This is a genomic window from Geodermatophilus sp. SYSU D01036 (assembly GCF_054050435.1).
Genome location: NZ_JBJGZJ010000024.1, coordinates 14,950 through 38,722, shown reverse-complemented (window position 1 = coordinate 38,722; position 23,773 = coordinate 14,950). Strand labels below are relative to the sequence as shown.

General features: G+C 76.9%; 26 protein-coding genes. 14 read left to right on the top strand and 12 right to left on the bottom strand.

Annotated elements, in window-relative coordinates:
- Positions 1–6 precede the first annotated feature (6 nt).
- The 5 genes from ACI8AR_RS19505 to ACI8AR_RS19485 all read right to left on the bottom strand — a co-directional run bounded on the left by ACI8AR_RS19505 (position 7) and on the right by ACI8AR_RS19485 (position 3,090).
- Positions 7–798: a TrmH family RNA methyltransferase gene (locus ACI8AR_RS19505; RefSeq protein WP_457052467.1), complete on the bottom strand. Its 792-nt coding sequence runs from the start codon at positions 796–798 to the stop codon at positions 7–9.
- Between the two features lie 162 nt (positions 799–960).
- Positions 961–1,347 carry a 50S ribosomal protein L20 gene (rplT, locus tag ACI8AR_RS19500; RefSeq protein ID WP_093579784.1) on the bottom strand — a complete coding sequence of 129 codons (387 nt, stop codon included), beginning with the start codon at positions 1,345–1,347 and terminating at the stop codon, positions 961–963.
- A gap of 35 nt (positions 1,348–1,382) precedes the next feature.
- Positions 1,383–1,577 carry a 50S ribosomal protein L35 gene (rpmI, locus tag ACI8AR_RS19495; protein WP_456930242.1) on the bottom strand — a complete coding sequence of 65 codons (195 nt, stop codon included), beginning with the start codon at positions 1,575–1,577 and terminating at the stop codon, positions 1,383–1,385.
- 101 nt (positions 1,578–1,678) lie between these two features.
- A complete protein-coding gene (gene infC / locus ACI8AR_RS19490) occupies positions 1,679–2,245 on the bottom strand; it encodes a translation initiation factor IF-3 (RefSeq protein WP_457052481.1) in 567 nt (188 codons plus the stop codon).
- A 353-nt stretch (positions 2,246–2,598) separates the two neighbouring features.
- Positions 2,599–3,090 carry a PH domain-containing protein gene (locus ACI8AR_RS19485; protein ID WP_457052466.1) on the bottom strand — a complete coding sequence of 164 codons (492 nt, stop codon included), beginning with the start codon at positions 3,088–3,090 and terminating at the stop codon, positions 2,599–2,601.
- 53 nt (positions 3,091–3,143) lie between these two features.
- Here ACI8AR_RS19485 and ACI8AR_RS19480 point away from each other — a divergent pair, with 53 nt between their 5' ends.
- The 4 genes from ACI8AR_RS19480 (at position 3,144) to ACI8AR_RS19465 (ending at position 7,702) form a co-directional block, all read left to right on the top strand.
- Positions 3,144–4,208: an MBL fold metallo-hydrolase gene (locus tag ACI8AR_RS19480; RefSeq protein WP_457052465.1), complete on the top strand. Its 1,065-nt coding sequence runs from the start codon at positions 3,144–3,146 to the stop codon at positions 4,206–4,208.
- Between the two features lie 16 nt (positions 4,209–4,224).
- Entirely contained in the window at positions 4,225–5,019 is a 795-nt protein-coding gene (locus ACI8AR_RS19475) for a GAF domain-containing protein (RefSeq protein WP_457052464.1), read from the top strand.
- Entirely contained in the window at positions 5,019–6,467 is a 1,449-nt protein-coding gene (locus ACI8AR_RS19470) for a PP2C family protein-serine/threonine phosphatase (RefSeq protein WP_457052463.1), read from the top strand. Before ACI8AR_RS19475 ends, ACI8AR_RS19470 begins: the two co-directional genes overlap by 1 nt.
- A 77-nt stretch (positions 6,468–6,544) precedes the next feature.
- Positions 6,545–7,702: a uroporphyrinogen-III synthase gene (locus ACI8AR_RS19465; RefSeq protein ID WP_457052462.1), complete on the top strand. Its 1,158-nt coding sequence runs from the start codon at positions 6,545–6,547 to the stop codon at positions 7,700–7,702.
- A gap of 39 nt (positions 7,703–7,741) precedes the next feature.
- Here ACI8AR_RS19465 and ACI8AR_RS19460 read toward each other — a convergent pair whose 3' ends face one another.
- Positions 7,742–9,127 (bottom strand): MFS transporter, encoded by a 1,386-nt coding sequence (locus ACI8AR_RS19460; RefSeq protein ID WP_457052461.1) that lies wholly within the window; start codon positions 9,125–9,127, stop codon positions 7,742–7,744.
- 148 nt (positions 9,128–9,275) lie between these two features.
- On the opposite strand from ACI8AR_RS19460, the gene ACI8AR_RS19455 reads away from it, so the two are divergent.
- The 4 genes from ACI8AR_RS19455 to ACI8AR_RS19440 all read left to right on the top strand — a co-directional run bounded on the left by ACI8AR_RS19455 (position 9,276) and on the right by ACI8AR_RS19440 (position 12,597).
- Positions 9,276–10,067, top strand: a complete 792-nt coding sequence (locus ACI8AR_RS19455; protein ID WP_457052460.1) for a hypothetical protein — start codon at positions 9,276–9,278, stop codon at positions 10,065–10,067.
- A gap of 100 nt (positions 10,068–10,167) precedes the next feature.
- Positions 10,168–10,695 (top strand): SigE family RNA polymerase sigma factor, encoded by a 528-nt coding sequence (locus tag ACI8AR_RS19450; RefSeq protein ID WP_457052459.1) that lies wholly within the window; start codon positions 10,168–10,170, stop codon positions 10,693–10,695.
- Entirely contained in the window at positions 10,695–12,071 is a 1,377-nt protein-coding gene (locus ACI8AR_RS19445) for a hypothetical protein (RefSeq protein ID WP_457052458.1), read from the top strand. Before ACI8AR_RS19450 ends, ACI8AR_RS19445 begins: the two co-directional genes overlap by 1 nt.
- A gap of 1 nt (position 12,072) precedes the next feature.
- Positions 12,073–12,597, top strand: coding sequence for a hypothetical protein (locus ACI8AR_RS19440; RefSeq protein WP_457052457.1), 525 nt, complete (start codon positions 12,073–12,075; stop codon positions 12,595–12,597).
- 4 nt (positions 12,598–12,601) lie between these two features.
- Here ACI8AR_RS19440 and ACI8AR_RS19435 read toward each other — a convergent pair whose 3' ends face one another.
- Entirely contained in the window at positions 12,602–12,922 is a 321-nt protein-coding gene (locus ACI8AR_RS19435; RefSeq protein WP_457052456.1) for a helix-turn-helix domain-containing protein, read from the bottom strand.
- A gap of 33 nt (positions 12,923–12,955) precedes the next feature.
- On the opposite strand from ACI8AR_RS19435, the gene ACI8AR_RS19430 reads away from it, so the two are divergent.
- Together ACI8AR_RS19430 and arr are read left to right on the top strand one after the other, a co-directional pair.
- A complete protein-coding gene (locus ACI8AR_RS19430; RefSeq protein ID WP_457052455.1) occupies positions 12,956–13,207 on the top strand; it encodes a DUF2000 family protein in 252 nt (83 codons plus the stop codon).
- 16 nt (positions 13,208–13,223) lie between these two features.
- Positions 13,224–13,679, top strand: coding sequence for an NAD(+)--rifampin ADP-ribosyltransferase (arr, locus tag ACI8AR_RS19425; protein WP_457052454.1), 456 nt, complete (start codon positions 13,224–13,226; stop codon positions 13,677–13,679).
- A 54-nt stretch (positions 13,680–13,733) separates the two neighbouring features.
- Here the strand turns inward: arr and ACI8AR_RS19420 are convergent, their stop codons facing one another.
- From ACI8AR_RS19420 to ACI8AR_RS19410, 3 genes are read right to left on the bottom strand one after another with little or no spacing between them, the layout of a single operon-like run.
- Positions 13,734–14,078 (bottom strand): Rieske (2Fe-2S) protein, encoded by a 345-nt coding sequence (locus tag ACI8AR_RS19420; protein WP_457052453.1) that lies wholly within the window; start codon positions 14,076–14,078, stop codon positions 13,734–13,736.
- On the bottom strand, positions 14,075–16,603 hold the full coding sequence (gene nirB, locus ACI8AR_RS19415; protein WP_457052452.1) for a nitrite reductase large subunit NirB: 2,529 nt from the start codon (positions 16,601–16,603) through the stop codon (positions 14,075–14,077). Before nirB ends, ACI8AR_RS19420 begins: the two co-directional genes overlap by 4 nt.
- A complete protein-coding gene (locus tag ACI8AR_RS19410) occupies positions 16,603–19,200 on the bottom strand; it encodes a molybdopterin oxidoreductase family protein (protein WP_457052451.1) in 2,598 nt (865 codons plus the stop codon). Before ACI8AR_RS19410 ends, nirB begins: the two co-directional genes overlap by 1 nt.
- 139 nt (positions 19,201–19,339) lie before the next feature.
- On the opposite strand from ACI8AR_RS19410, the gene ACI8AR_RS19405 reads away from it, so the two are divergent.
- The 4 genes from ACI8AR_RS19405 to ACI8AR_RS19390 all read left to right on the top strand — a co-directional run bounded on the left by ACI8AR_RS19405 (position 19,340) and on the right by ACI8AR_RS19390 (position 22,499).
- Positions 19,340–20,128, top strand: a complete 789-nt coding sequence (locus ACI8AR_RS19405; protein ID WP_457052450.1) for a TetR/AcrR family transcriptional regulator C-terminal domain-containing protein — start codon at positions 19,340–19,342, stop codon at positions 20,126–20,128.
- Positions 20,129–20,246: 118 nt separating this feature from the next.
- Entirely contained in the window at positions 20,247–21,065 is an 819-nt protein-coding gene (locus tag ACI8AR_RS19400; RefSeq protein WP_457052449.1) for a DUF2382 domain-containing protein, read from the top strand.
- Positions 21,066–21,294: 229 nt separating this feature from the next.
- Positions 21,295–21,759: a hypothetical protein gene (locus tag ACI8AR_RS19395; protein ID WP_457052448.1), complete on the top strand. Its 465-nt coding sequence runs from the start codon at positions 21,295–21,297 to the stop codon at positions 21,757–21,759.
- A 92-nt stretch (positions 21,760–21,851) separates the two neighbouring features.
- Positions 21,852–22,499 (top strand): N-acetyltransferase, encoded by a 648-nt coding sequence (locus tag ACI8AR_RS19390; RefSeq protein WP_457052447.1) that lies wholly within the window; start codon positions 21,852–21,854, stop codon positions 22,497–22,499.
- A gap of 5 nt (positions 22,500–22,504) precedes the next feature.
- Here the strand turns inward: ACI8AR_RS19390 and arfB are convergent, their stop codons facing one another.
- Both arfB and ACI8AR_RS19380 read right to left on the bottom strand, forming a co-directional pair.
- Positions 22,505–22,945, bottom strand: coding sequence for an alternative ribosome rescue aminoacyl-tRNA hydrolase ArfB (arfB, locus tag ACI8AR_RS19385; RefSeq protein ID WP_457052446.1), 441 nt, complete (start codon positions 22,943–22,945; stop codon positions 22,505–22,507).
- Between the two features lie 106 nt (positions 22,946–23,051).
- Complete coding sequence (locus ACI8AR_RS19380; RefSeq protein ID WP_457052445.1) at positions 23,052–23,717, bottom strand: winged helix-turn-helix transcriptional regulator; 666 nt, start codon at positions 23,715–23,717, stop codon at positions 23,052–23,054.
- Between the last annotated feature and the right edge of the window lie 56 nt (positions 23,718–23,773).

The window sequence follows — 23,773 nt, the reverse complement described above, 5'->3', positions numbered from 1 at the left end:
AGCCTCTCAGCCCTGGGCGAGCTGGGTCGCGTAGAGGCAGATCGCCGCGGCCGCGGCCAGGTTGAGGCTCTCCGCGCGGCCGCGCATCGGGATCCGCACCCGGGCGTCGGCGGCCGCGGCGAGCTCCGGCGGCACGCCGCGCGCCTCGTTGCCGAACAGCCACAGCACCGGCCCGGCGAGGGCGTCCCCCAGCTCGTCGAGCGCCGCCTCGCCCCCGCCGTCGGCGGCCAGCACGGTGACCCCGCGGGCCTTCAGGCCGGCGGCCAGGGGCTCCAGCGGCGCGCCCCGGACGACGTCGACGTGGAACAGGCTGCCGGCGCTGGACCGGACCGCCTTGCCGCCGTAGGGGTCGGCGGACCCGGCGCCGAAGACCACCGCGCCGGCGCCGCACGCGTCCGCGGTGCGCAGCACGGTGCCGGCGTTGCCGGGGTCGGCCAGGCCGGCCAGGCCGACGGCGAGCGCGGGCGGGTCGGCGGTCAGCGCCTCGGCGGGCAGGTCGCGCAGCGCGCAGACGGCGACCAGGCCCTGCGGCGTCACGGTCTCGGACAGGCCCGCGGCGGCCTTCGGGGTGATCAGCCGGACGGGGACGGTCGTGCCGGCGAGCAGGTCGCGGTGCGCGGCGGCCGCGGCCTCGGTGGCGAACACCTCGCGGACGTCGTCCGGCGCGGTGGCCAGCGCCTCGGACACCGCCTGGCGGCCCTCGGCGAGGAAGGCGCCCGCGGCGTCGCGGCCGGCGCGCCGGGTCAGCCTGCGCGCGGCGGCGACCCGCCCGGACCGCTCGGTCAGCAGCTCGCTCACGTCGTCCTCCCGTCTCGGTCGAGATCGCGCGATCTCGGCGTTCCCGAGGCCTCCCGCCGGCGAGATGGCGCGATCTCGCCGGGAGCACCCGCCCCCACACGCACCGACGCCGCCGGCGCCGGCCCTGGTGGGCCGGTCACCGACGGCGTCGGGAGGGGTGGTTCAGGCGGCCTGCTCGCCGCCGGCCGGGGCCGCGGCGACGGCGGCCCGGGCGGTCTCCACCAGGGCGGCGAAGGCGGCCGGCTCGTTGACCGCGAGCTCGGCGAGCACGCGGCGGTCGAGCTCGATGCCGGCCAGCTTCAGGCCCTGCATGAACCGGTTGTACGTCATGTCGTTCTGCCGCGCGGCGGCGTTGATGCGGGTGATCCACAGCTTGCGGAAGTCACCCTTGCGCACCTTGCGGTCGCGGTAGTTGTAGGTGGCCGAGTGGAGGATCTGCTCCTTGGCCTTGCGGTACAGGCGCGAACGCTGACCGCGGTACCCGCTGGCGGCCTCGAGGGTCGTCCGGCGCTTCTTCTGGGCGTTGACCGCCCGCTTCACGCGTGCCACGTGAGAACTCCTTGCTGGTTACGGGAGGCGGGGGCTCAGATGCCCAGCAGCTTCTTGATGGTCTTCGTGTCGGCCGGGGACATGACCTGGTCCTTCTCCAGCCGGCGCTTGCGCCGCGAGCTCTTGTGCTCGAACTTGTGCTGGTTGTTGGCCTGCTCGCGCATGATCTTGCCGGTGCCCGTGACGCGCACCCGCTTCGCGGTGCCCTTGTGGGTCTTCTGCTTCGGCATGTCCTCGTCGTCCTGTTCGTGGGTGTCGGCGCCGCCCGGCAGCACGGGGCTGCCGAGACGACGCCGGCCGTCTCGGTGGTGCGGTCCTGCTGTGTGACCGGTCAGGCCGTCGGGGTCTGCCCCTCGGCGGCCCGGTCGGCCTTGGCCTGACGGCGGGCGCCGTCGGTCGCGGCCTGGTTCCGGTGCGGGGCGATCACCATGACCATGTTCCGGCCGTCCTGCTTCGGGTTGGACTCGACGACGCCCAGCTCGGACACGTCGCCGGCCAGCCGCTGCAGCAGGCGGTAGCCCATCTCGGGCCGCGACTGCTCGCGACCGCGGAACATCACGGTGATCTTGACCTTGTCGCCCGCCTTGAGGAAGCGCTCGACGTGGCCCTTCTTGGTCTCGTAGTCGTGCGGGTCGATCTTCAGGCGCAGCCGCATCTCCTTGATGACGGTGAGCGCCTGGTTCCGCCGGGCCTCGCGGGCCTTCTGCGCGGACTCGTACTTGAACTTCCCGTAGTCCATCAGCTTGACGACCGGCGGCCGGGCCATCGGCGCGACCTCGACGAGGTCGAGCTCGGAGTCCTGCGCCAGGCGCAGCGCCTCGCCGATCGGCACGATGCCGACCTGCTCGCCCTCCGGGCCGACCAGGCGGACCTCGGGGACGCGGATACGGTCGTTGATACGGGGCTCGGTGATGGCCTCTCCTCTGCTCTGTCACACGGGAGGAGGTCGCGCCCACCCGGGCACCGGAGACGGCGAGGGCCCCGTGAGCGGTGCTCACAGGGCCCGTCTCGCCGGTGCGGCACCGGCCCGTCGCCGGGCCGGGCACGTCGCGGGCTCCCGGCCGGGGGAGGCCGGACTCCCGCGAACCGGGGACCTGGGCGCCTCGACGGCGCCAGGTGGGAGCGGGCTCCTCTTGGTCAGCGGCCCGGGGCGGGGCCGCTGGGGTGGTTCACGCGCCTCGTGTAGCGGGGAGGCACGCCCATGCTACAGCGTCGCGGTCGGGCCGGGTATTCCGGTGGCCGGGACGGCGCTCACTCGTGCAGCAGCGGGCCGTGCGCCGGCGCGGGGCGGGCGGCCACGTCGGCGGCCAGCAGCGCCCGCAGCCCCTCGACGGCGGTGGCCGCGCGCTCGCCGTCGACCGCCTGCAGCGCCGTCACCGGCATCGCGTCGCCGTTGGCGAGCTCCAGCGTGGCCACCCAGGCCCGGCGGTCGAACCGGACGCCGCGCACCGCCGCCCAGGGCAGCGTCCGCTGCCCGAGCAGGTTGCGCACCCGGATGCCGGAGGCGTCGGCGTCGACCCGCGGCCGGCCCAGCAGCAGGATCCCCGCGCCGACGAACAGGCCGATCCCGGCGATGGCCACGCGGTCGGCGGCGTCGAAGGGGTTGAGCTCGTCCGACGGGTGGGTGACGAGCGCGGTGACGACCATGACGACGACGACCGTGACGGCGAGCAGCGTGCAGACCACCCGCATGACCAGGGGGACGGCGGAGATCCGGGTGGAGGTGGTGGGCGGCGTCGGCACGCCCCCATGGTCCCAGCCCGGAGCGCGCGGCCGGGCTGGCAGAGTGCCGGGACGTGGACGCGAGCGGCGTGGAGGTGACCGGACGGGCGCAGCGCGCCGCGTGGCGCGAGCGGTCGGTGCCCGCCGTCGAGCGGGTGCGGCCGGGCCTGTGGTCGGTGCCGGTGCCGATGGGCGGCCCGCTGCGCTGGGTCAACGCGTACGTGCTCGAGCTGGCCGGCGGCGGGCTGGGCCTGGTCGACACCGGCTGGGACGCCGACGACAGCTGGGCGGCGCTGTGCGCCGGGCTGGCCGGGATCGGCGCCGGCGTCGCCGACGTGCGCGGCGTGCTGGTCACCCACATGCACATGGACCACGTGGGCCTGGCCGGCCGGGTGCGGGAGGCCTCGGGGGCGTGGGTGGCGATGCACCCGGCCGACGCCCGCGACCTGACCGCCTTCACCGCCCGCTCCCCCGAGGAGTCCACCGAGGTCGAGGTCGCCTTCCTCGTCGGGCTCGGCGCCCCCGAGCCGGACGCGCGCGCGGACGCCGGCACGCCGGAGGAGCGCGCGCGGTGGCGGCGGCTGGCGCTGCCCGACCGGCTGCTCGAGGACGGCGACCGCGCGGACCTGCCCGGCTGGTCGCTGCGCGCCGTCCACACGCCCGGGCACACCGCCGGGCACCTGTGCTTCGCCGACGAGGCCACCGGGCTGTTCTTCGCCGGCGACCACGTCCTCCCCCGCATCAGCCCGAACGTCTCGACGCACGCCGGCGGCGCCGCCGACCCGCTGCGCGACTACCTGTCCTCGCTGGAGGGGGTCGCCGGGGAGGAGGCCGACGAGGTGCTGCCCGGCCACGAGTGGCGCTTCCGCGGCCTGGCCGGGCGGGCCCGCGAGCTGCGCGCGCACCACGAGCGCCGGCTGGCCGAGCTGCTGGCCGCGGTCCGGGCACACCCGGGGAGCACCCCGTGGGACCTGGCCGCGCACCTGACGTGGTCGCGGCCCTGGTCGCAGTACGAGCGGCGGATGCGGATCTTCGCCGTCACCGAGACCGACGCCCACCTGCGGCTGCTGGTCAGCCGCGGCCTGGTCGTCGGCGACGGCGGGCGGGTGCCGCGCTACGCGGCGGCGCCCCTGCGGTGATCGGGCACTAGCCTGGGTGTCCGCAGGTCGCGGCACCTCGAAGACCCGGGTGGCCACGACCGGTTCCCGCGAGGTGCCCGTGTCCCAGGACGCCACCCGTTCGCTCCCCCTGGCCGACGAACTGTCGGTCGTCTCCGCCCGCGTGGCCGGCCTGCTGCTGTCCGAGGAGACCGTCGCCACCGCGCTGGGCCTGGTCGGCTCCCTGATCCTGCAGACGGTCCCGGCGGCCACCGGCGCGGGCGTCTCGATCGTCGACCGCACCGGGCGGCGCTCGTCGGGCTCCACCGACCCGCTGGTCGAGCGCGCCGACGCGCTGCAGTACGAGCTCGACGAGGGTCCGTGCCTGGCCGCGGCCGCCGGGCGGGTGCTGGTGCGGGCCGACGACCTGCGCGCCGAGCCCCGGTGGCCGCACTGGGCCCCCGCGGCGGTCGGGCTCGGCCTGCTGTCCACCGTGAGCGTGCCGCTGGTGGCCGGGGACCGGACGCTGGGGGCCCTCAAGGTCTACGGCCCCGGGCCCGGCGTCTTCACCGACCACGACGCGCAGGTGCTCACCCTGTCCGCCGCGCAGGCCGCCCTGCTGGTCAGCCACGTCACGGCCCGGGAGCGGGCCCGCCGGGCCAGCGACGACCTGAGGAGGGCCGTGTCGACGCGCGACGTCGTCAGCACCGCCAAGGGGGTGCTCATGGCCCGGCACGGGGTCGGCGAGGAGACCGCGCTGGCCATGCTGCTGTCCCGCTCGGGAGGGGACGCCGGCACGCTGCGGCAGGCGGCCCGGACGGTGGTCGACTCGGCCGTCCGCCGGCTCCGTTGATGGTGGCGGAGGGCGTCCCCGACGGGGGCCGGCGCGCCGTGCTGGTGGCCGCGCTCCGGCACGCCGAGCTGACCCTCGAGCAGCTCTGGCTGCGGTACTTCGAGCTGGGGGGCAACGCCGACCTGTTCGACGTCGAGGCCCACCTGGACGGACTGGCGCAGCTGCCCGACCTGGACGGCGACCTGCTGGCGGTCGCGGTCAACGAGCGGCTCGACGAGCTGTCCGCGGCCCGCCGGGTGCCCTACTCCCGGCCGCTGCGGCCGCCGCGGCCCACCACCGGACCGCTGGCGGCGCTGCTGCAGCTGCTGGAGGCCGCCCGCTCCGCCCCGCCGGACCGGCTGGCGCTGCTCGCCGCGGGGGCCGGCCGCGTCCTCGGCGTCGAGGTGACCGTGCACGTCGTCGACCACGAACAGCGCCGGCTGGTGCCGCTGTCCGGCGAGGGCCGGCCGGCGGGTGAGCCGATCGCCGTGGACGGCACCCTGCCCGGCCGCGTCTTCCAGTTCGGGCAGTCGCTGCCGTCGGAGGCCGGGGGGCTGCCGCGCCTGTGGGTGCCGCTGCTCGACGGCGCCGACCGGGTCGGCGTCCTGGAGGTGCGGGTGGAGGCCGCCCGGGACCTCGAGGACCCCGGCCTGCGCGAGCAGTGCTGGTGGCTGGCCTCGATGGTCGGCCACCTCATCACCTCGATGGGCGTCTACGGCGACGGGCTCGAGTGCACCCGGCGCAGTCGGCCGCGGACGCCGTCGGCCGAGCTGGTCTGGCAGCAGCTGCCCCCGCTGACCGCCGCGACCGACGCCTTCGTCGTCGCCGGCCTGCTGGAACCCAGCGCCTCCGTCGGCGGGGACGCCTTCGACTACGCGCTCGCCGAGGACGAGGTGTGGCTGACCGTGCTCGACGCCATGGGGCACGGCCTCGGGGCGGGGCTGATGAGCGCCGCGGCGCTCGCCACCGCCCGCAGCGCGCGGCGGGACGGGCGCGGCCTGCACGACCAGGTCCGCGCGGTGGACGAGGTGGTCGCCACGACGTTCACGGGCAGCGCCTTCGTCACCGGGGTCCTCGCCCAGCTGGACGTGACCTCGGGCAGGCTGCGCTACGTCCGCGCCGGGCACCCGCCGCCGCTGCTGCTGCGGCACGGGCGGGTGGTCAAGGAGCTCAGCGCGGGCGGGCGGGTGCCCTTCGGCCTCGGGACGCCGGCGTTCGAGGTGGCCGAGGAGGTGCTCGAGCCCGGGGACTCGCTGGTGCTCTACACCGACGGCGTCACCGAGGCGCGCGACGCCGCCGGGCGGTGGTTCGGCGAGCAGCGCCTGGTGGAGTTCCTGACCCGGGCGGCGGCGGCCGGGCACCCGCCGCCGGAGACCGTGCGCCGGCTGGTGCGCGCGGTCCTCGACCACCAGGGCGGGGTGCTGCAGGACGACGCCAGCATCCTCATCGCCTCGTGGACCACCCGCTGACCGGTCGCACCCCCGCGGCCGGCCCGCGGTGCAGGGGCCGTCACACGACCGCAACGCCCAGCGGCCACCATGGACCGGTGACCTCCTCCCCCGACGCCCCGGCGCTCGCCCCCGGCCTCGCGAACGGCCCGGAGCAGGACGCGGGCCCCGCGCCGCTGGCCGGGTACACCGTGGCGGTCACCGCCGCGCGGCGGCGGGAGGAGCTCGGCGCGCTGCTCGACCGCCGCGGCGCCCGCGTGGTCTACGCCCCGGCGATCCGGATCGTGCCGCTGGCCGACGACGCCGACCTGGTCGCCGCCACCCAGGCGGTGCTCGCCGCGCCGGTGGACCTGGTGGTCGCGACGACGGGCGTGGGGTTCCGCGGGTGGCTGGAGGCCGCCGACGCGTGGGACCTGCCGCTGGTCGACCACCTGCGCGGCGCCCGGGTGCTCGCCCGCGGCCCCAAGGCGCGCGGCGCCATCCGCGGCGGCGGCCTGGTCGACGCGTGGTCGCCGGCGTCGGAGTCCTCGGCCGAGGTGCTCGAGCACCTGCTGTCCGGCGCGGAGGGACCGCTGCGGGGGCGGCGGGTCGCCGTCCAGCTGCACGGCGACCCGCTGCCGGACTTCGTCGACGCGCTGCGCGCCACCGGCGCCGAGGTGCTGACCGTGCCGGTGTACCGGTGGGTGCTGCCCGAGGACGTCGGGCCGCTGCGCCGGCTGGTGACGACGGTGGTGGCCCGCGGGGTCGACGCCGTGACGTTCACCAGCGCGCCGGCCGCGGCCAGCCTGCTGTCGGTGGCCACCGAGCTCGGCCGGCGGGACGAGCTGGTCGCCGCGCTGACCGGCGGGGTGCTGCCGGTCGCCGTCGGGCCGGTCACCGCCGGCCCGCTGACCGCCGCCGGGATCCCGACGCTGCAGCCCGAGCGCTCCCGGCTGGGCGCGCTGGCCCGCGAGGTCGTCGCCCGGCTGCCCGAGCGGGACCCGGTGCTGCGGGTCGGGGACGCCGCGCTGCAGGTGCGCGGGCACGCCGCCGTCCTCGACGGCCGCCTGGTCGAGCTGCCGCCGGGGCCGATGGCGGTGCTGCGGGCGCTGGCCGCCCGTCCCGGCGCCGTCGTCGCCAAGCCCGACCTGGTGCGCGGGCTGCCCGGCAGCGGGGACGGGCACGCCGTGGAGATGGCGGTGACCCGGCTGCGCGCCGCGCTCGGGCCGGGCGTCGTCGAGACCGTCGTCAAGCGCGGCTACCGCCTGGCGGTGTGAGTCCCCGCGCACGTCCGCGGACGTGCGCGGGGACCGCGCTCACACGCCGGCCGCGCGGGCGGTCGGCCGCAGGTAGACCGCCCAGGTGACCGCGACGCAGACCGCGTAGAAGGCGATGAACACGAGGTAGGCGGCGTCGCCGCTGCCGGTGGTGAGGAACGACTGGCGGAAGGCCAGGTTCACCAGCACGCCGCCGACGGCGCCGACGGCGCCGGCGATGCCGATCAGCGCCCCGGACGTCCGCAGCGCCTGCCGGTCGGCGGCGGCGGGGTCGGCACCGGCGGCCACCCGCTGCCACGCCTGCGTCCTGGAGATCGCCGGGATCATCTTGTAGGTCGAGCCGTTGCCGACGCCGCTGAGCACGAACAGCAGCACGAACCCGACGACGAACAGCGGCAGCGACCCCACCTGGCTCGCGGTGAACACGACCGCGGCGCCGCCCGCCATCGCGACGAAGGTCCAGAAGGTGATGCGCGCGCCGCCGAAGCGGTCGGCCAGCGAGCCGCCGAGCGGGCGGACCAGGCTGCCGAGCAGCGGGCCCAGCCAGGTCAGGGACGCGGCCGCCAGCGGGGTGGCGAAGTCCGCGCCGAACTGGTTCTGCAGGACCTGCCCGAAGGCGAACCCGAAGCCGATGAACGAGCCGAACGTGCCGATGTAGAGGAAGGACATGACGTAGGTGTGCGGCTCGCGGGCCGCCTCGCGCATGGCCCGCGGCTGGTTGCGCGCCGTCGTCAGGTTGTCCATGAGCAGGGCCGCGCCGACGGCGGCGACGACGATCAGCGGGACGTAGACGAGCAGCACGATCCGCGGGTGCTCGACGCCGGCAGTGGCGAGCACGAGCAGGCCGACGAGCTGGATCACCGGGACGCCGAGGTTGCCGCCGCCGGCGTTGAGTCCCAGCGCCCAGCCCTTGAGCCGGTCGGGGTAGAAGGCGTTGATGTTGGCCATGGAGCTGGCGAAGTTGCCGCCGCCGACGCCGGCGAGGCAGGAGACGACCAGCAGCGTCGTGTAGGAGACGCCGGGCTCGAGGACGACGGCGGTGGCGACGGTCGGGACCAGCAGCAGGGCGGCGCTGACGATCGTCCAGTTGCGGCCGCCGAACGTGGCGACCGCGAAGGTGTAGGGCAGCCGGACGGCGGCGCCCAGCGCGGTCGGCAGCGTGGTGAGCAGGAACTTGCCGGCCGGGTCGATGCCGAACACCGGCTCGGGCAGGAACAGCACCACGACCGACCACAGGCTCCAGACCGAGAAGCCGACGTGCTCGGAGAACACCGAGAAGAACAGGTTGCGCCGGGCGACCCGCTTCCCGGTGGTCTCCCAGAACTGCGGGTCCTCGGGGCGCCAGTCGTCGATCCAGCGCCCGCCGCGCGGCGGGCTCGGCGGCGCGGGAGCGGTGGGTGGCGCGGTGCGCGTGGGGGCGGCCATGGAGCGGAAGCGTCGCGGGCCGCGGTTTCCCCGCCGTCGCCGTCGGGCTGACCGTGTGTTCCGTTGTGCTCACCGGCCCTGCCCCGCTGTGGTGAGGGTCCGGCCGCCGGGCCGACACGGGGCGCCCGGCTCGGCCATGATCGACGGCGTGGCGGAGTACACGGAGGCGGCACCGGGACGCGCGCTCGTGGAGTCCGGGGAACTGGTCGCCGGGACGATGGCGCGCACGGCCGCGGGGCTGGTGTTCGACGACGGCTCGGCGAAGGTGCGCCTGGACGGCGGGCTGGCCGCGTGGCTGCGGCGCGCCGCGACCGCGGCCGACGCCGACCCGCCCGCGCCGGTGTCCTCCCGCGCCCGCTGCCGCGCCGGCGCCGCGCTGGCCTTCGCCGCCGAGCTGTCGGTGACCCGCGCCGCCCAGGGCCGCGCGGTGCGCAGCGACGGCTTCCTCACCCCCGGTCCCGGCGACCGCGCGCCCGCCGACGAGGTGGCCGAGGCCGTCGTGCTCGCCGCCCGCGGGGTCACCGAGGAGTGGCGGGTGCGCCACCTCGGCTACCTGCTCGCCGAGGCCGCCGTCTCCCCCGACCTGGACGCCGCCGTCGTGTTCCGCGGGCTGCGGCTGGCCACGGAGCTCACCGGCCGGCAGTGGGTGCTGCTGGCCGCGGTCGGCCGGCGCGAGCGCACCCCGCTGCCGATGGCGCCGGTGCCGCAGGACCCGCGCGGCTGGACGGCGTGGGGCGTACTCGAGGACCTCACCGACCTGCAGCGCCGCGGCCTGCTGGACCCGCCCCCCGCGACCCCGCGTCCCGGCGGCGCGGCGCTCCCCCGGCTGCGCCCGGCCGACCTGCGGCTGACCCGCCGCGGCGTGCTCGTGCACCGGCTGCTCGCGCTGGACTTCGTGCGCGACACGACGACCACCGCCGCCCTCGCCGAGCTGGCCTGACCCCGCCCGCGGATCGTGGTCGTCCCGTGACCTGCGGCTGTGGGTCCGCCGCCGGTCCCGCCGCGTGGAAGGGGTGACGGCGGACCGCGGGAGGGCACGGGTGGAGCAGCAGGGCGTCGGGGACACGTCCTCCGGGGACACGTCCTTCGAGGGCTTCGTGTCCCGCCAGCAGGCCGGGCTGCTGCGCCTGGCGGTGCTGCTGACCGGGGACCGCGGGCACGCCGAGGACCTGGTCCAGACCGCGCTGCTCAAGACCTACCGGCACTGGGACCGGGTCACCCGCGGCGGCGACCCCACCGCCTACGTCCGCCGGGTCGTCGTCACCACGCACACCAGCTGGCGGCGCCGGCTCGCGAGCACCGAGCAGGTGGTCGAGACGCTGCCCGACCGCGCCGACCCGGCCCGGCCGCGCGAGGACGACGACGAGCTGCGCGCCGCGCTGCGCTCGCTGCCGCCGCGGATGCGCGCCGCCGTCGTCCTGCGCTACTACGCCGACCTCTCCGAGCAGCAGGCCGCCGAGGCGATGGGCTGCTCGGCCAGCGCGGTGAACACCCACACCACCCGGGGGCTGGCCCGCCTGCGCGCGCTGCTGGCGCCGCCGGTCCTCGTGAGCGGGGAGGACTCCTGATGGACGACCTGACCGACCGGCTGACCCGGCTGGCCGAGCGCACCGCTCCCCCGCCGCGGGAGGACCTGGCCCGGGCCGTGGTGACCCGGCACCGGGCGCGGCGCCGGCAGACCATCGGGCTCACCGCGGTGGCCGCGGCGGTGGCGGCCGTGGTGGTCGCCGTGCCGGTCGTGCTGCGGGACCCGGGCGACCGGGCGGTGCCCGCGGTCGGTGTCGCCGCACCCGGCCCGGTCGCCGCCTCCGCCGACGTCCTCGCCGGGCCGGCCCGCGGCTCGCTGGCCGGGGACGCCGCGTTCCTCGCGGCCGTCCGGGCGCTGCCGTGGACCGACAGCCCGGGCGACCACGCCCCCGACTCCCCGCCGGAGGCCCGCCGCGTCGTGTACGCCGGGGACGCCGCCGGCCGGCGGTGGGTGCTGGTCGCCGGCGAGGACCCGGCGATGGCCGCGAACCGGCCCGCCGACCCCGCCGACCCCACGGCCGCCGGCACCCTGGCCGCCGTCTGGTTCACCGGCCCGGAGGGCGCGGCCCCGGAGCAGCTGCAGCGGGCCGGGTCGATGTCGGGGCTCGGCGCGGGGCGGCCGGTGGCGCTGTCGGACGCGAGCACCGGCGCCCTGCTCGTGGTCGCCGCGCCGGGGGACGTCGTCGAGGTGTCCCGCCGTCCGGAGGTGGCCGCCGACGGCACGGTGGGCCGGGACTTCGTCGCGGTCGACGCGCCCGACGGCGTCGCGGCGCTGGCGCTGGGCCCGGCGGGCGGCTCCTACGACGAGGCGCTGCGCTACCGGGTGGTCCGCGCCGGCGCGACGGTCGTGACCGCGATGCCGCTGGGCTGGCGGCCGGAGGACTCGGCGCCGCCGGGCCCGGCGCTCGCCGCGGGGGGCACGGACCCCGTCCTGGCCGGGGCGGTCGACCACGTCCTCGCCGTCACGGGTCTGCGGCCGGACGAGGTCACCCTCGACGTCGTCTGGTCCGGGAGCCTGCCGGGCGGGGGCGGCCCGGGGACGCTGCGGCTGCTCGCCGCGACGCTGCCCTCGGGCGCGGTCTACCTGGAGGCGACGCTCACCGGGAGCGCCGGGACCGGTGCCGCCGCGAGCACCTGGTGCGCCACCGACCTCCTGCCGGCCGGCGCCCCGGTGACCGGGCGCGGGTTCGTGCTGCGGTGCCCGGAGGCCGACGGCGCGGTGCTGGTCGGCCCGCCGGGTGCGGCGACCGCGCGGGTGGACGGCGCGGACGTGCCGCTGCGGGACCGGGTCGCCGCCGTGCCGGGCGACGCCGCCGAGGTCCTGTTCCTCGCCGCCGACGGCACGGTGCTGGCCCCGGCCGAGGAGCTCGGCCTCGACGGCCTCGAGCGGCTCGCCGCGACCCACGGCTGGGACTGACGTGAGCACCGAGCCCGCCTCCGTCGTCGCCGCCCGGCAGCCGGCCGAGGAGGCACGGGACCGCCGGACCGCCCCGCGCCGGCCGCGGCGGCCGGTGCCGCGGCCCACCGGACGGGTCCTGCTCGCGGCGGGGCTGGCGGCCGGGTGCGCGGCCGGGGCCGGCGGCTCCGGAGAGGTCGTCTGCCCGGCGGTCGGGTGGGTCAACGCGGTGCGGGTGGAGCTCACCGGCGACTGGACGGGGCGGGCGCCGGCGTCGGTGCGGGTGGTCTGCGAGCCCTCGTGCGGGCAGGTGGTCCGCCCGGACCGGGACCCCGAGCCGCGGCGCGAGGTCACCGCGCCGCTGACCGGGACGACGGCCGGCGTGCCGACGGACACGGAGACGCCGGACGCCGCGACCGTCACCGTGCTCGCGGCCGATGCCCGTGCGCTCGCCGAGGTCGACGCCGACCTGGACTGGGTGCGGGTCGGCGGCAGCGAGGAGTGCGGCGGGCCGATGGCGGCCACCGTCGTCGTCCCGGCGCCCTGAGCGGTCAGGCCGAGCGGGCGAAGGCGGCGGGGGTCGTCGCCGGCATCCGGCGGGAGTGCCGGGTCAGGTGCGCCTGGTCGAAGAAGCCGACCGCCGTCGCCACCTCCGCGGCGGGCAGCCCGTCGAGCAGCAGCCGCCGGGCGCGGTCGGCCCGCCGGCCGGTCAGGTACCGGTGCGGCGGCAGCCCGTGCCGGCGGGTGAACGCGCGGCCAAGGTGCGTCGGGTGCACGCCCCACCCGGCCGCCGTCGCCTCCAGGGACACCCCGTCGGCGAGGCGGGCGTCGAGCAGGTCGCGCAGCCGGTCGGCGAGCGGGTCGTCCCGCACGGACGGGGCCGCGACGGCACCCGCTACCTCGCGATGTTCCGCCAGCCGGTGCTGGTCCTCACCGGGCCCGGTGAGCTGCTCGCCCGGGCGCGGACGCGGGCGCTGGAGCGAGGGCTGCCGACGTCGCTGTTCACCGCGGACCTGTTCGCCACCGGCGGCGACGCCGAGAACCGGGCCGCCGTGCGTGCGGTCGCCGGTGCCGACCTCGACCTGGTCGGGATCGCCGTGCACGGCCCGCGGAACGCCGTCGACAAGGTCACCAGGGGCGCCCGCATGCACCCCTGAGGGCATCATCGCCGGGGTGGAGCAGTCGCCGCGCGTCGCCGTCACCTTCGAGAACTGCGGGGACGTCCCCGGGCCCTTCTTCCACGGGACGCGGGCGACGCTGGCGGTCGGCGACGAGCTGGTCCCCGGTCGCGGCTCCAACTTCCGGGCCGGCCGGGTGATGAACCACGTGTACTTCACCGCGCTGGTCGACACCGCCGCCTGGGGCGCGGAGCTGGCGACGGCGTCGGCCGGGGACCGGCACCGGGGACACGTCTACGTCGTGGAGCCGCTGGGCCCCTTCGAGGACGACCCGAACGTCACCGACAAGCGGTTCCCCGGCAACCCCACGCGGTCCTACCGGACCCGCTCCCCGCTGCGCGTCGTCGGCGAGGTGGAGGACTGGGAGGGGCACGCCCCGGAGGTGGTGGAGGGGATGCTCGCCTCCCTGGCGCGGCTGCGCGAGCAGGGCCTCGACGTCATCGAGGACTAGGGCCGTGCATCTCCGCGGACGTGCACGGTGCACGTCCGCGGAGGTGCACGGGGGTCAGACGTCGACGACGAGCATCCCGTCCACCTCGCGGACCGGGTACACGCGCAGCGGGCCGACGTCGCCGCCGGTCGGGGCGCCGTCGGGCCACCGGAACCCGTACAGGTGCAGCGGGCAGACGAGCACGTCCGGGTCGGTCTGCCCGTCGGCGAGCGGGCCGCCGGCGTGCGGGCAGGCGGCCTGGGTGGCGTGCAGCGACCCGTCGCGCAGCCGGAAGACGGCGACCTGCACGTCCCCGGCGACGAACGCCCGCCCCTCCCCCGGCGGCACGTCCCCGGCCCGGCCGACCGCGTACGCCCGGACGCCGGCCGGAGCCGCCGGCCGGGTGTCGACGACGCTCACCGGACCGGCACCTGCGGCAGCGCGACCAGCGGCAGCGCCGGCCGGAACTGCCCCGGCGTGGCCGGCTCGGGACCGTCCTGCCCCCACGGGTCGGTGTAGGCGTCGACCGAGCGCTGCAGGCCCGCGTCGAGGTCGGCGCAGATCCCGTCGGCGTCGTCGACCACCACCGACCGGATCCGCTCCAGCCCGATCCGCGGCACGAAGTCGTAGGTCCGCTCCAGCCAGTTGGCGTTCTCCCGGTAGTACTGCACGAACCGGCCGACCAGCGTCATCACCGCCTCCGGGGAGTCGACGGTGGCCAGCAGGTCGCCCTTGCGCACCGTGGCCCCGGCGGCACCGCCGACGTAGACCTCCCAGCGGCCGCTCCCGACCGCGACGACGCCGACGTCCTTCACGTACGCCTCGGCGCAGTTCCGCGGGCACCCGACGACGGCCATCTTGATCTTCGCGGGGCTCTCGATGCCCTGCAGCCGGGTCTCCAGGTCGATGCCGAGCTGCGTGGAGTCCCCGAGGCCGAACCGGCAGAAGTCGCTGCCCACGCAGGTCTTCACCGTGCGCATGCTCTTGCCGTAGGCGTAGCCCGAGGGCATGCCGAGGTCGGCCCACATCGCGGGCAGGTCCTCCTTGCGCACGCCGAGCAGGTCGATCCGCTGCCCGCCGGTCACCTTGACCATCGGCACCTCGTACTTCTCGGCGACGTCGGCGATGCGGCGCAGCTGGGCCGGCGTCGTCACCCCGCCCTTCATCTGCGGGACGACGGAGAACGTGCCGTCCCGCTGGATGTTGGCGTGCACTCGGTCGTTGACGAACTCGGCGTCCTTCTCGCGGACGAACTCGGTGCCCCACACCGTCTTGAGCAGCGAGGTCAGGCCCATCTTCGAGCGGGCGTCCTCCTTGCCGCCGGGCGCGAGCGCCGCGAACACGGCGGAGACGCTGCGCAGGTCCCGCTCCCGGATCGCGGCCACGAGGTCGGGCTTGGCCAGCGGGACGCCCGGCACGTAGTACGAGGCGGCCGGGTCCTCGGCGACGTCGCCGTCGGCGGCCCACTCCACGACCTGCCTCACCAGCGCCTTGCAGGACCCGCAGCCCTTGCCGGCGCGGGTGCGGTCCATGACCGTGCCGACGCTGCCGCAGCCGTCGGCGACCGCCCCGCAGATCGCGCCCTTGGTCACGCCGTTGCAGTTGCAGACCTGGGAGTCGGCGGGCATGTCCGCGACGCCGACCTCCTCCTGCCCGTCGGACAGGTCGACCAGCAGGCGGATGCGCTCCTCGGGCAGCGCGCTGCCGCGGTCGAACGCCTGGGTGAGGTAGGCGACCTTGCGGGTGTCGCCGAGCAGCGTGGCGCCGACCAGCCGGTCGTCCCGGACCACCACGGACAGGTGCACGCCGCGCCGCGGCTCGGAGATGACGAGGAACTCGTCCGAGTCGCGCTCGGGGGTGCTCACGCCCATCGTGGCGACGTCGACCCCGGCGACCTTGAGCTTGGTCGCCGTCCGGCTGCCGTGGTACTCGGCGTCCGGATCGGTGCCGGTGAGCACGTCGGCGAGCACCCTCGCGTGCTCCCAGGCGGGGGCGACCAGGCCGTAGACCGAGCCGCGGTGCTGCGCGCACTCGCCGATGGCGTACACGTCGGGGTCGTCGGTGCGCAGCTGGTCGTCGACGACGACGCCGCGCTCCACCTCCAGGCCCGAGCGGACGGCGACGTCGGTGTGCGGGCGGACGCCGGCGGCGACCACGAGCAGGTCGCAGTCGATCCGCCGTCCGTCCGCCAGCAGGACACCCTCGACGGCGTCGTCGCCGAGCACCTCGGTGGCCAGCACGTCGAGGTGGACGGTGATGCCGAGCGACGCGACGCTGCGCTCGAGGACGGCGCCGGCCTCCCGGGAGAGCTGGGCGTTCATCAGCCACGGCATCGCGTGCACGAGGTCGACCTCGAGACCGTGCCCCTGCAGCGCGCGGGCGGCCTCCAGCCCGAGCAGCCCGCCGCCCATGACCACCGCCTTCCGGCAGCGGCCGGTGGCGGCGAGCATCGCGCGGGTCTCGTCGATGGTGCGGAAGCCGTGCACGCCGGGCAGCAGGCTGCCGTCGTCGCGCCGGACGCCGGTCATCGGCGGGACGAAGCTGTAGCTGCCGGTGGCCAGCACGAGGTGGTCGTAGGCGGTGGTGGTCCCGTCGGCGGCGTAGACGACCTTGGCGGCGGTGTCGACCCGCTCCACCCGGACGCCGGCGCGCAGCGTGACGCCGTTGTCGGCGTACCAGTCGTGGCTGTTGAGGACGATGTCGTCCTCGGACGCCTCCCCGGCCAGGACCGGGCTGAGCAGGATCCGGTTGTAGTTGCCGTGCGGCTCGTCGCCGAGGACGGTGATCCGGAACTGCTCGCCGCCGCCGCGCTCGAGCACCTCCTCGACGAACCGGGCGCCGGCCATGCCGTTGCCGACGACGACCAGCCGCGGACGGGGGTCGAGGTCGTCGTCCAGCGCCAGCGTGGTCAGCCCCTCGGGGCGGCCGCCGAGCACTCCCGTCATCACACCTCCACCAGGCCCAGGTCGACCACGAGCTCGCCGGTGACGCCCTCGGGCGCGGCGGCGTGCAGCTCGACGACGCAGCCGCCGGGCAGGTCCTCGACCACCCGCAGCGGCACGTGCACGTCGCCCCTGGCGCCGATCGGGAACCAGCGCATCGGCTCGCCGTCGCGCAGCAGCAGCACGTAGACCAGCTCCGCGGTGGAGTTGCCGCCGCGGAAGTACAGCGCCTGGGCGGTGGCGGCGGCGGGCACCTGGTAGCGCAGCGCCGGGTCGACCGGGCCGGGCTTGGCCAGGCCCTCCCCGGTCAGCGGGAAGACGCCTTGCAGGAATCTCGGGGTGCTCTTCACGCCGGGGGTCCTCCTCCGGGTCGGGGGCCGTGGTGCGGGCGGGTCGGGGCGGGTGTGCGGCCGCGGCGCGGGCTGGCTCGCGGCGTCGGGGGCGGGCGGCCGCTCGGCCGGGCCGCCGACGCGGGTGACGGCGACCGCGCAGGCCTTGAAGGCGGGCATCCGGCTGACCGGGTCGAGCGCGGGGTCGGTGAGCGCGTTGGCGCTGGACCCGCCGCCCCAGTGGAAGGGCACGAAGACGGTGTCCGGTCGGATGGCGTCGGTGACCGCGGCGGTGAACCGGGCGCGGCCGCGGCGGGTGGCCAGCTCCACGACGTCGTCGTGCGCGATCCCGAGCCGGCGGGCGAGGTCGGGGTGCAGCTCCGCCCGCGGGACGGGGGCCACCAGCTGCAGGCTGCGCGTCCGGCGGGTCTGGGTGCCCGACTGGTAGTGGGCGAGCACCCGGCCGGTGGTGAGCACGTGGGGGTAGTCGGCGTCGGGCTGCTCGCGCGCGCCGGTGTGGTGCACCGGCACGAACCGGGCGCGGCCGTCGGGGGTGGCGAACCGCTCGGTGAACAGCCGCGGGGTGCCGGGGTGGCCCGGCTCGTCGTCCGGGGTGGCGGGGCACGGCCAGAACACGCCCTGCTCGGCGTCGATGCGGTCGTAGGTGATGCCCGAGTAGTCGGCCGCTCCTCCGGCGCCGGCCCGGCCGAGCTCGGCGAAGACGGTCTCCGGGTCGGCCGAGAAGCCGCGCGCGCCGAGTCGGCCCGCCAGTTCGGCGAGCAGGGCCAGGTCGTCGCGGACGCCGTCGGGCGGGTCCAGCGCGCGCCGGCGGCGGATCACCCGGCCCTCGAGGTTGGTCACCGTCCCGGACTCCTCGGCCCACATGGCGCTGGGCAGGACGACGTCGGCCAGCGCCGCGGTCTCGGAGAGGAAGAAGTCGCTGACGGCGAGGAAGTCCAGGTCGCCGAGCCGGCTGACCACCCGGCGGGCGTCGGGGGCGGAGACGGCGACGTTGGAGGCGAGCACGAGCAGCGTGCGCACCCCGCCGTCGGTGCCGAGCGCGTCGAGCAGCTCGAAGGCGCTGCGCCCGGGCACCGGCAGGTCGGCGGGGTCGACGCCCCAGACGGCGGCGACGTGCGCGCGGTCGGCCGGGTCGGCGAGCCTGCGGTAGCCGGGCAGCTGGTCGGCCTTCTGCCCGTGCTCGCGGCCGCCCTGCCCGTTCCCCTGGCCGGTGAGGGTGCCCCAGCCGCTGCCGGGCCGGCCGGGCAGCCCGAGGGCCAGCGCCAGGTTGAGCCACGCGGTCGCGGTGTCGGTGCCCGCGCTGTGCTGCTCGGCGCCGCGCGCGGTGAGCACCATCGCGCGATCCGCCCGGGCGAGCGCGGCCACGGTGCGCCGTTGCTGGTCCACCGGCACGCCGGTGAGCCGCTCGACGCGGTCGGGCCAGTAGCTGCGCACCGCGGCGCGCACGGCGTCGAAGCCGGTGGTGCGCGCGGCCACGTACTCCTCGTCGACCAGCCCCTCGGCGATCGCGACGTGCAGCAGCCCGTTGGCCAGCGCGAGGTCGGTGCCCGGCAGCGGCTGCAGGTGCAGCCCGGCGCTGCGGGCGGTCGCCGTCCGGCGGGGGTCGACGACGACGTGCAGCGCGCCGCGCTCCCGGCCGGCGTCCAGGTGCTGCATCGCCGGCGGCATGGTGTCGGCCGGGTTGCTGCCCACCAGCACCACGACGTCGGCGCCGGCGACGTCGGCCAGCGGGAACGGCAGGCCGCGGTCGAGCCCGAACGCGCGGGTGGCCGCGGCGACCGCCGAGGACATGCAGAAGCGGCCGTTGTAGTCGATGGCGCTGGTGCGCAGCGCGACCCGGGCGAACTTGCCGAACTGGTAGGCCTGCTCGTTGGTCAGGGACCCGCCGCCGAAGCAGCCGACGGCGTCGCGGCCGTACCGGGCCTGGGTGCGCCCGATCGCGGCGACGACGCGGTCGAGCGCCTCGTCCCAGGTCGACTCGACCAGCGGGCTGGTGCGGTCGCCGGGCACCGCGCGGACCAGCGGGCGGGTCAGCCGCTCGGGGTGGTCGAGCAGCTCGGCCGCCGACCAGCCCTTGCTGCACAGCCCGCCCCGGTTGGTCGGGAAGTCGAGGGGTACGAGCGTCGCGGGACGGTCGCCGGCGGTGACCGCCGTGCCGCACTGCAGCGAGCAGTAGGGACAGTGCGTCGCGGTGGTCCGCGTGCGGGGACCGGCCGGTGCGGCGGCGCCGGACGGGAGGGTTGCGGACACGGCTCCGAGCGTCGGGTGCGGCAGTTTCCCCGCGGCCACGACGACGTCAAGGCTGCGTTCCGGAGACCTCACGGGCGGGAACGGGGTCCGGTGCGGCGACGGTGGTATGCAGGGTCCGACGAGGAACCGGGAGGCGAACGTGGCGCGGACCGACGACACCATCCCGATGCACCGTCCCGACCCCGACTCGCCGGAGGCCCGTGGTGGCGCGGCGGCCGTCCTCCCCGCCGGCCCCCCCAGCACCGGGCGGGCCCCCCTCGACCGCCGCCGCATCCTGGGCGCGGCCGTCGAGTTCATCGACCGGCACGGTCTGGCCGCCCTCACGATGCGGCGGCTCGGCGCCTTTCTCGGGGTGGAGGCCATGGCGCTCTACCGGTACGTGCCCGGACGCGAGCAACTGCTCGACGGCGTCGTCGAGACCGTCATCGACGAGCTGTACGGCGATCCCGACGTGCACATGCGCGCCGCCGGCGGGTGGCAGGACTTCCTGCAGCGGCTGGCCCACGGCGTCCGGCGGATCGCCCTCGCGCACCCCGAGGTCTTCCCCCTGGTGGCCACCCGGCCGCCGGAGGCCCCCTGGGTCCGCCCGCCGCTGCGCAGCCTGCGCTGGGTCGAGTCCTTCCTCACCGCGATGACCGACAGCGGCTTCGGCGCCGAGGCGGCGGTCGCCGCGTACCGCGCCTACTCGAGCTTCCTGCTCGGACACCTGCTGCTCGAGGTGTCGCAGAAGGGCGTGCAGATCAGCCCCGAGGACGCACCGGGGGGCGTCCCCGGCACCGGGACCGACCTCTCGCAGTACCCGCTCGTCACCGAGCTGGAGGAGCTGCTGTCGCGGGACGAGTCGGCCGCCGAGTTCGAGGAGGCCCTCGAGAACCTGCTCGGCCGCCTGGAGTCCCTCCGGCGGGAGGGGCGCGTCCCCGGGGAGTGACCGGGAGGGGGTTTACGTCGTAAACCGCAGGGCACCCCCGGAGTGGCCAGCTGACCCCCGGCACTCCGCCGCGTGAGGGAGCCGGCCGATCCCCCACCCCCTTCCGCGAGGAGCGCACGTGATCGACGACCGGCAGATCAGCGACGTCATCGGCAGCACCGCCGTCGGCCCCGACGGCAAGCACGGCAGCGTCGGCGAGGTCTTCCTCGACGACGAGACCGGCCGTCCCGAGTGGGCGACCGTCCGCACCGGCCTGTTCGGCACCAAGGAGGCCTTCGTCCCCCTGGCCGACGCCACGGTCTCCGGCGGCGAGCTGCGCGTCCCCTACGACAAGGCGAAGGTCAAGGGCGCCCCGCACGTCGACGTCTCCGCCGGCCACCTGTCGCCGCAGGAGGAGCAGGAGCTCTACCGCTACTACGGCCTGGGCACCTCGGGCACCGCGACCGGTCAGGCGATGACGACCGGGACGACGACCGGGACGACGACCGGTGGCCGAGCCGACCTCAGCGGCCAGGAGGGCGTCGTCGGCCGCGACACCTCGGGCCCGACGACCGACAACGCCATGACCCGCTCCGAGGAACACCTCACCGTGGGCACCCAGCGCGTCGAGGCCGGCCGGGCGCGGCTGCGGAAGTACGTCGTCACGGAGAACGTGAGCCAGACCGTCCCCGTCTCCCACGAGGAGGTCCGGGTCGAGCGCGAGCCCATCACCGACGCCAACATCGGCAACGCGATGGACGGGCCGGCCATCTCCGAGGAGGAGCACGAGGTCGTCCTGCACGCCGAGCGCCCCGTGGTGTCCAAGGAGGCCACGCCGGTCGAGCGCATCCGCCTCGACACCCAGACGGTGACCGAGCAGCAGCAGGTCACCGAGCAGGTGCGCAAGGAGCAGATCGAGGTCGACGGCGACGTCGACCCGACGACCCGTCGCCGCTGACCCCACCGCGGACCGGCCGGCCCGTCGGCCGGTCCGCACCCGCACTCCCCGGTCCCCTCAGGAAGGCACCGCGAGCTCCTCTCTCGGCGGCGACGCCACCTCCGGCTCGGTCGGTGCGTCGGCCACCCGCGGCAAGGCCCGTGACGCCGTCGACGCGCAGCACGAGCGCTTCGGCGGCGTCACGTGGGGAGCGGCCTCCTTCGGCTGGCTGTCCGCCAACGGTCTGGCCGTGATCCTGCTGGCCCTGCTGTCCGCCGCCGGCGTCGCCTTCGGCCTGACCCAGGCGTCCACCGCCGACCAGGCCGCCGACCAGACCCCTGCACAGGCCGACACCATCGGCGTCATCGGCGGCATCACGCTGCTGGTCGTGCTGTTCCTGGCCCATCTCGCCGGCGGCTACGTCGCCGGGCGCATGGCCCGCTTCGACGGGGTCCGGCAGGGCATCGCCGTGTGGGTGATCGGCCTGCTGGTCGTCGTCGTCCTCGCCGTCCTCGGCGCGGCGCTCGGCTCGGAGTACGACGTGCTCTCGCAGCTGAACCTGCCCAGCATCCCGATCAGCGGGGACACCCTGACCACCGCCGGGATCGTCGCCGGCATCGCCGCGCTCCTGGTCATGCTGCTCGGCGCGATCCTGGGCGGCAGGCTCGGTACCCGCTACCACCGCAAGGTCGACCGCGCCGGCTTCGACGTGTGAGTCCGACACACGCCCCGTGGGGCCGGGCCCGTCTCGGGGCCGGCCCCACGGGCGTGGCCGGGCCGTGCGCGCGCCGTGGTGTCATGGCTGCCATGAGCGAACCCGGGCCGACGGTCCACGTCGGCGTCCCGGTGGTCCGGGAGGCCGAGCCGCGCGACGTGCCGCGCATCGCCGCCACCGTCACCGTGGCGCTGGCCGAGTCGCGGTGGGTGCGCTGGGCGCTGCCGCTGGACGGGCGCACACAGCGGCTCACCCGGCTGGCCGAGCTCGACGCCGGGCACCGCGGGGTCGCCACCGGCACCACCTGGGTCAGCGAGGACGTCGACGCCGTCGCCTCCTGGGTGGCTCCCGCCGGGGCCGCGACACCGGTGCCGGCCGACGTCCGCGCGGCGCTGGAGCGGGAGGTGCCGCGGCTGCACGCCGACCGCGCCGACGCCGTCGCCCGCACCGAGGCCGAGCTCGCCGCCGCGCTGCCCGAGGGTCCGCACTGGCGGCTGCGCGCGCTGGCCACCCGGCCGCGCTCGCGCCGTCGCGGCCTGGGCGGCGCGGTGCTCGCGCCGGTGCTGGCCCGCTGCGACGCCGAGGGCGTGCCCGCCGCGCTGGTCGCCCCCGCCTGGGCGGTGGTGCGCTTCGCCCGCGGGCTGGGCTTCGAGGTGACGACGGCGACCCGCTCGGCCGACGGGCAGCTGCCGCTGTGGGTGGCCGTCCGGCCGCCGGGCGTGCCGATGCCGGAGCTCTAGGAGCGCTACTCCCAGCTGCCGCGGCGGCGCTTGAGCTCGCCGCGCCGCTTCTTCTCCGCGATCCGCCGCTCCTGCGAGCCGCGGGTCGGCTTCGTGCGCCGGCGCGGCGGGGGCGGGGCGGCCAGGGCGGCGCGCAGCACCGCGGCCAGCCGCTCGCGCGCGGCGGCCCGGTTGCGCAGCTGCTGGCGGTGCTCGCTCGCCGTGATGGTCAGGACGCCGTCGACCAGCCGCGGGCCCAGCCGCTCGGTCAGCCGCTGCCGCTGCGCGTCGGTCAGCCCGCGCAGCTCCAGCGGCGCGACCGACAGCTCGACGCGGGAGTCGGCGGTGTTGACGCCCTGCCCGCCGGGCCCCGAGGACCGCGAGAAGCGCCAGCCCAGCGCCGCGGCGGGGACGACGAGGGAGCCGGTGACCGGGAGGTCGCCGCTGGTGTCGTCGCTGCCGGGCACCCGCCCAGTCTCACCGACGCGCCTCGTCCCCGCGATCACGGCCCCGCGGTGGGGACACGCCGGCGGTGCCCGGCGTGTCGGCCAGGGAGGCCCGTGCTCGCGGAGGTCAGGCCGGGACCGGTGGGACGAGCGCGCCCAGCAGCCGGCGCACCACGTCGACGTCGCCGTCGACGCGCAGGTCCCCGGCGGCCAGGGCGTCGTCGAGGGACCGGCGTCCGAAGGCGACCGGGCGGAGCACCGCCGGCGGGCCGGCCAGGACGGCGTCGGGGGCGCCGGCCGTGCCGCGGACGGCCGACAGCCGGCCGTCGGCGACGGTGAGCGTGACCCGGTCGGGCGCCGCGGGGTCGTCGACCGCGAGCTCCACCCGCGCCGACCAGCCGGCCAGCCGGGAGGGGTCGGCGACGGTGCGCAGCGCGAGCACGAACGCGTCGGTGCCCAGGTCCCCGGCCGAGGTCTGCACCGTGCGCGAGCCCCACCGGCCGAGCGCGAGCAGCACGTCCTCGAGCTCGCGCCCGCGGGGGGTGAGGGCATAGACCCGCCCGCCGACCGGTGGCCCGGCCACCGGCCGCGTGACGACCCCGGCCGCCTCCAGGTCGCGCAGCCGCTGGCTCAGCACGGTCGGGCTGCTGCCGGGCAGCCCGCGCGCCAGGTCGGTGTAGCGCTTCGGACCGAGCAGCAGCTCGCGGACGACGAGCAGCGCCCACCGCTCCCCCACGACGTCGAGGGCGCGGGCGACCCCGCACGGGTCGTCGTAGCTGCGGCGGTCCGGCACGCGGTCGAGGCTACCCCTTGCACTTTGTCAGACGTAGTCGCTACTACTGAATCCGT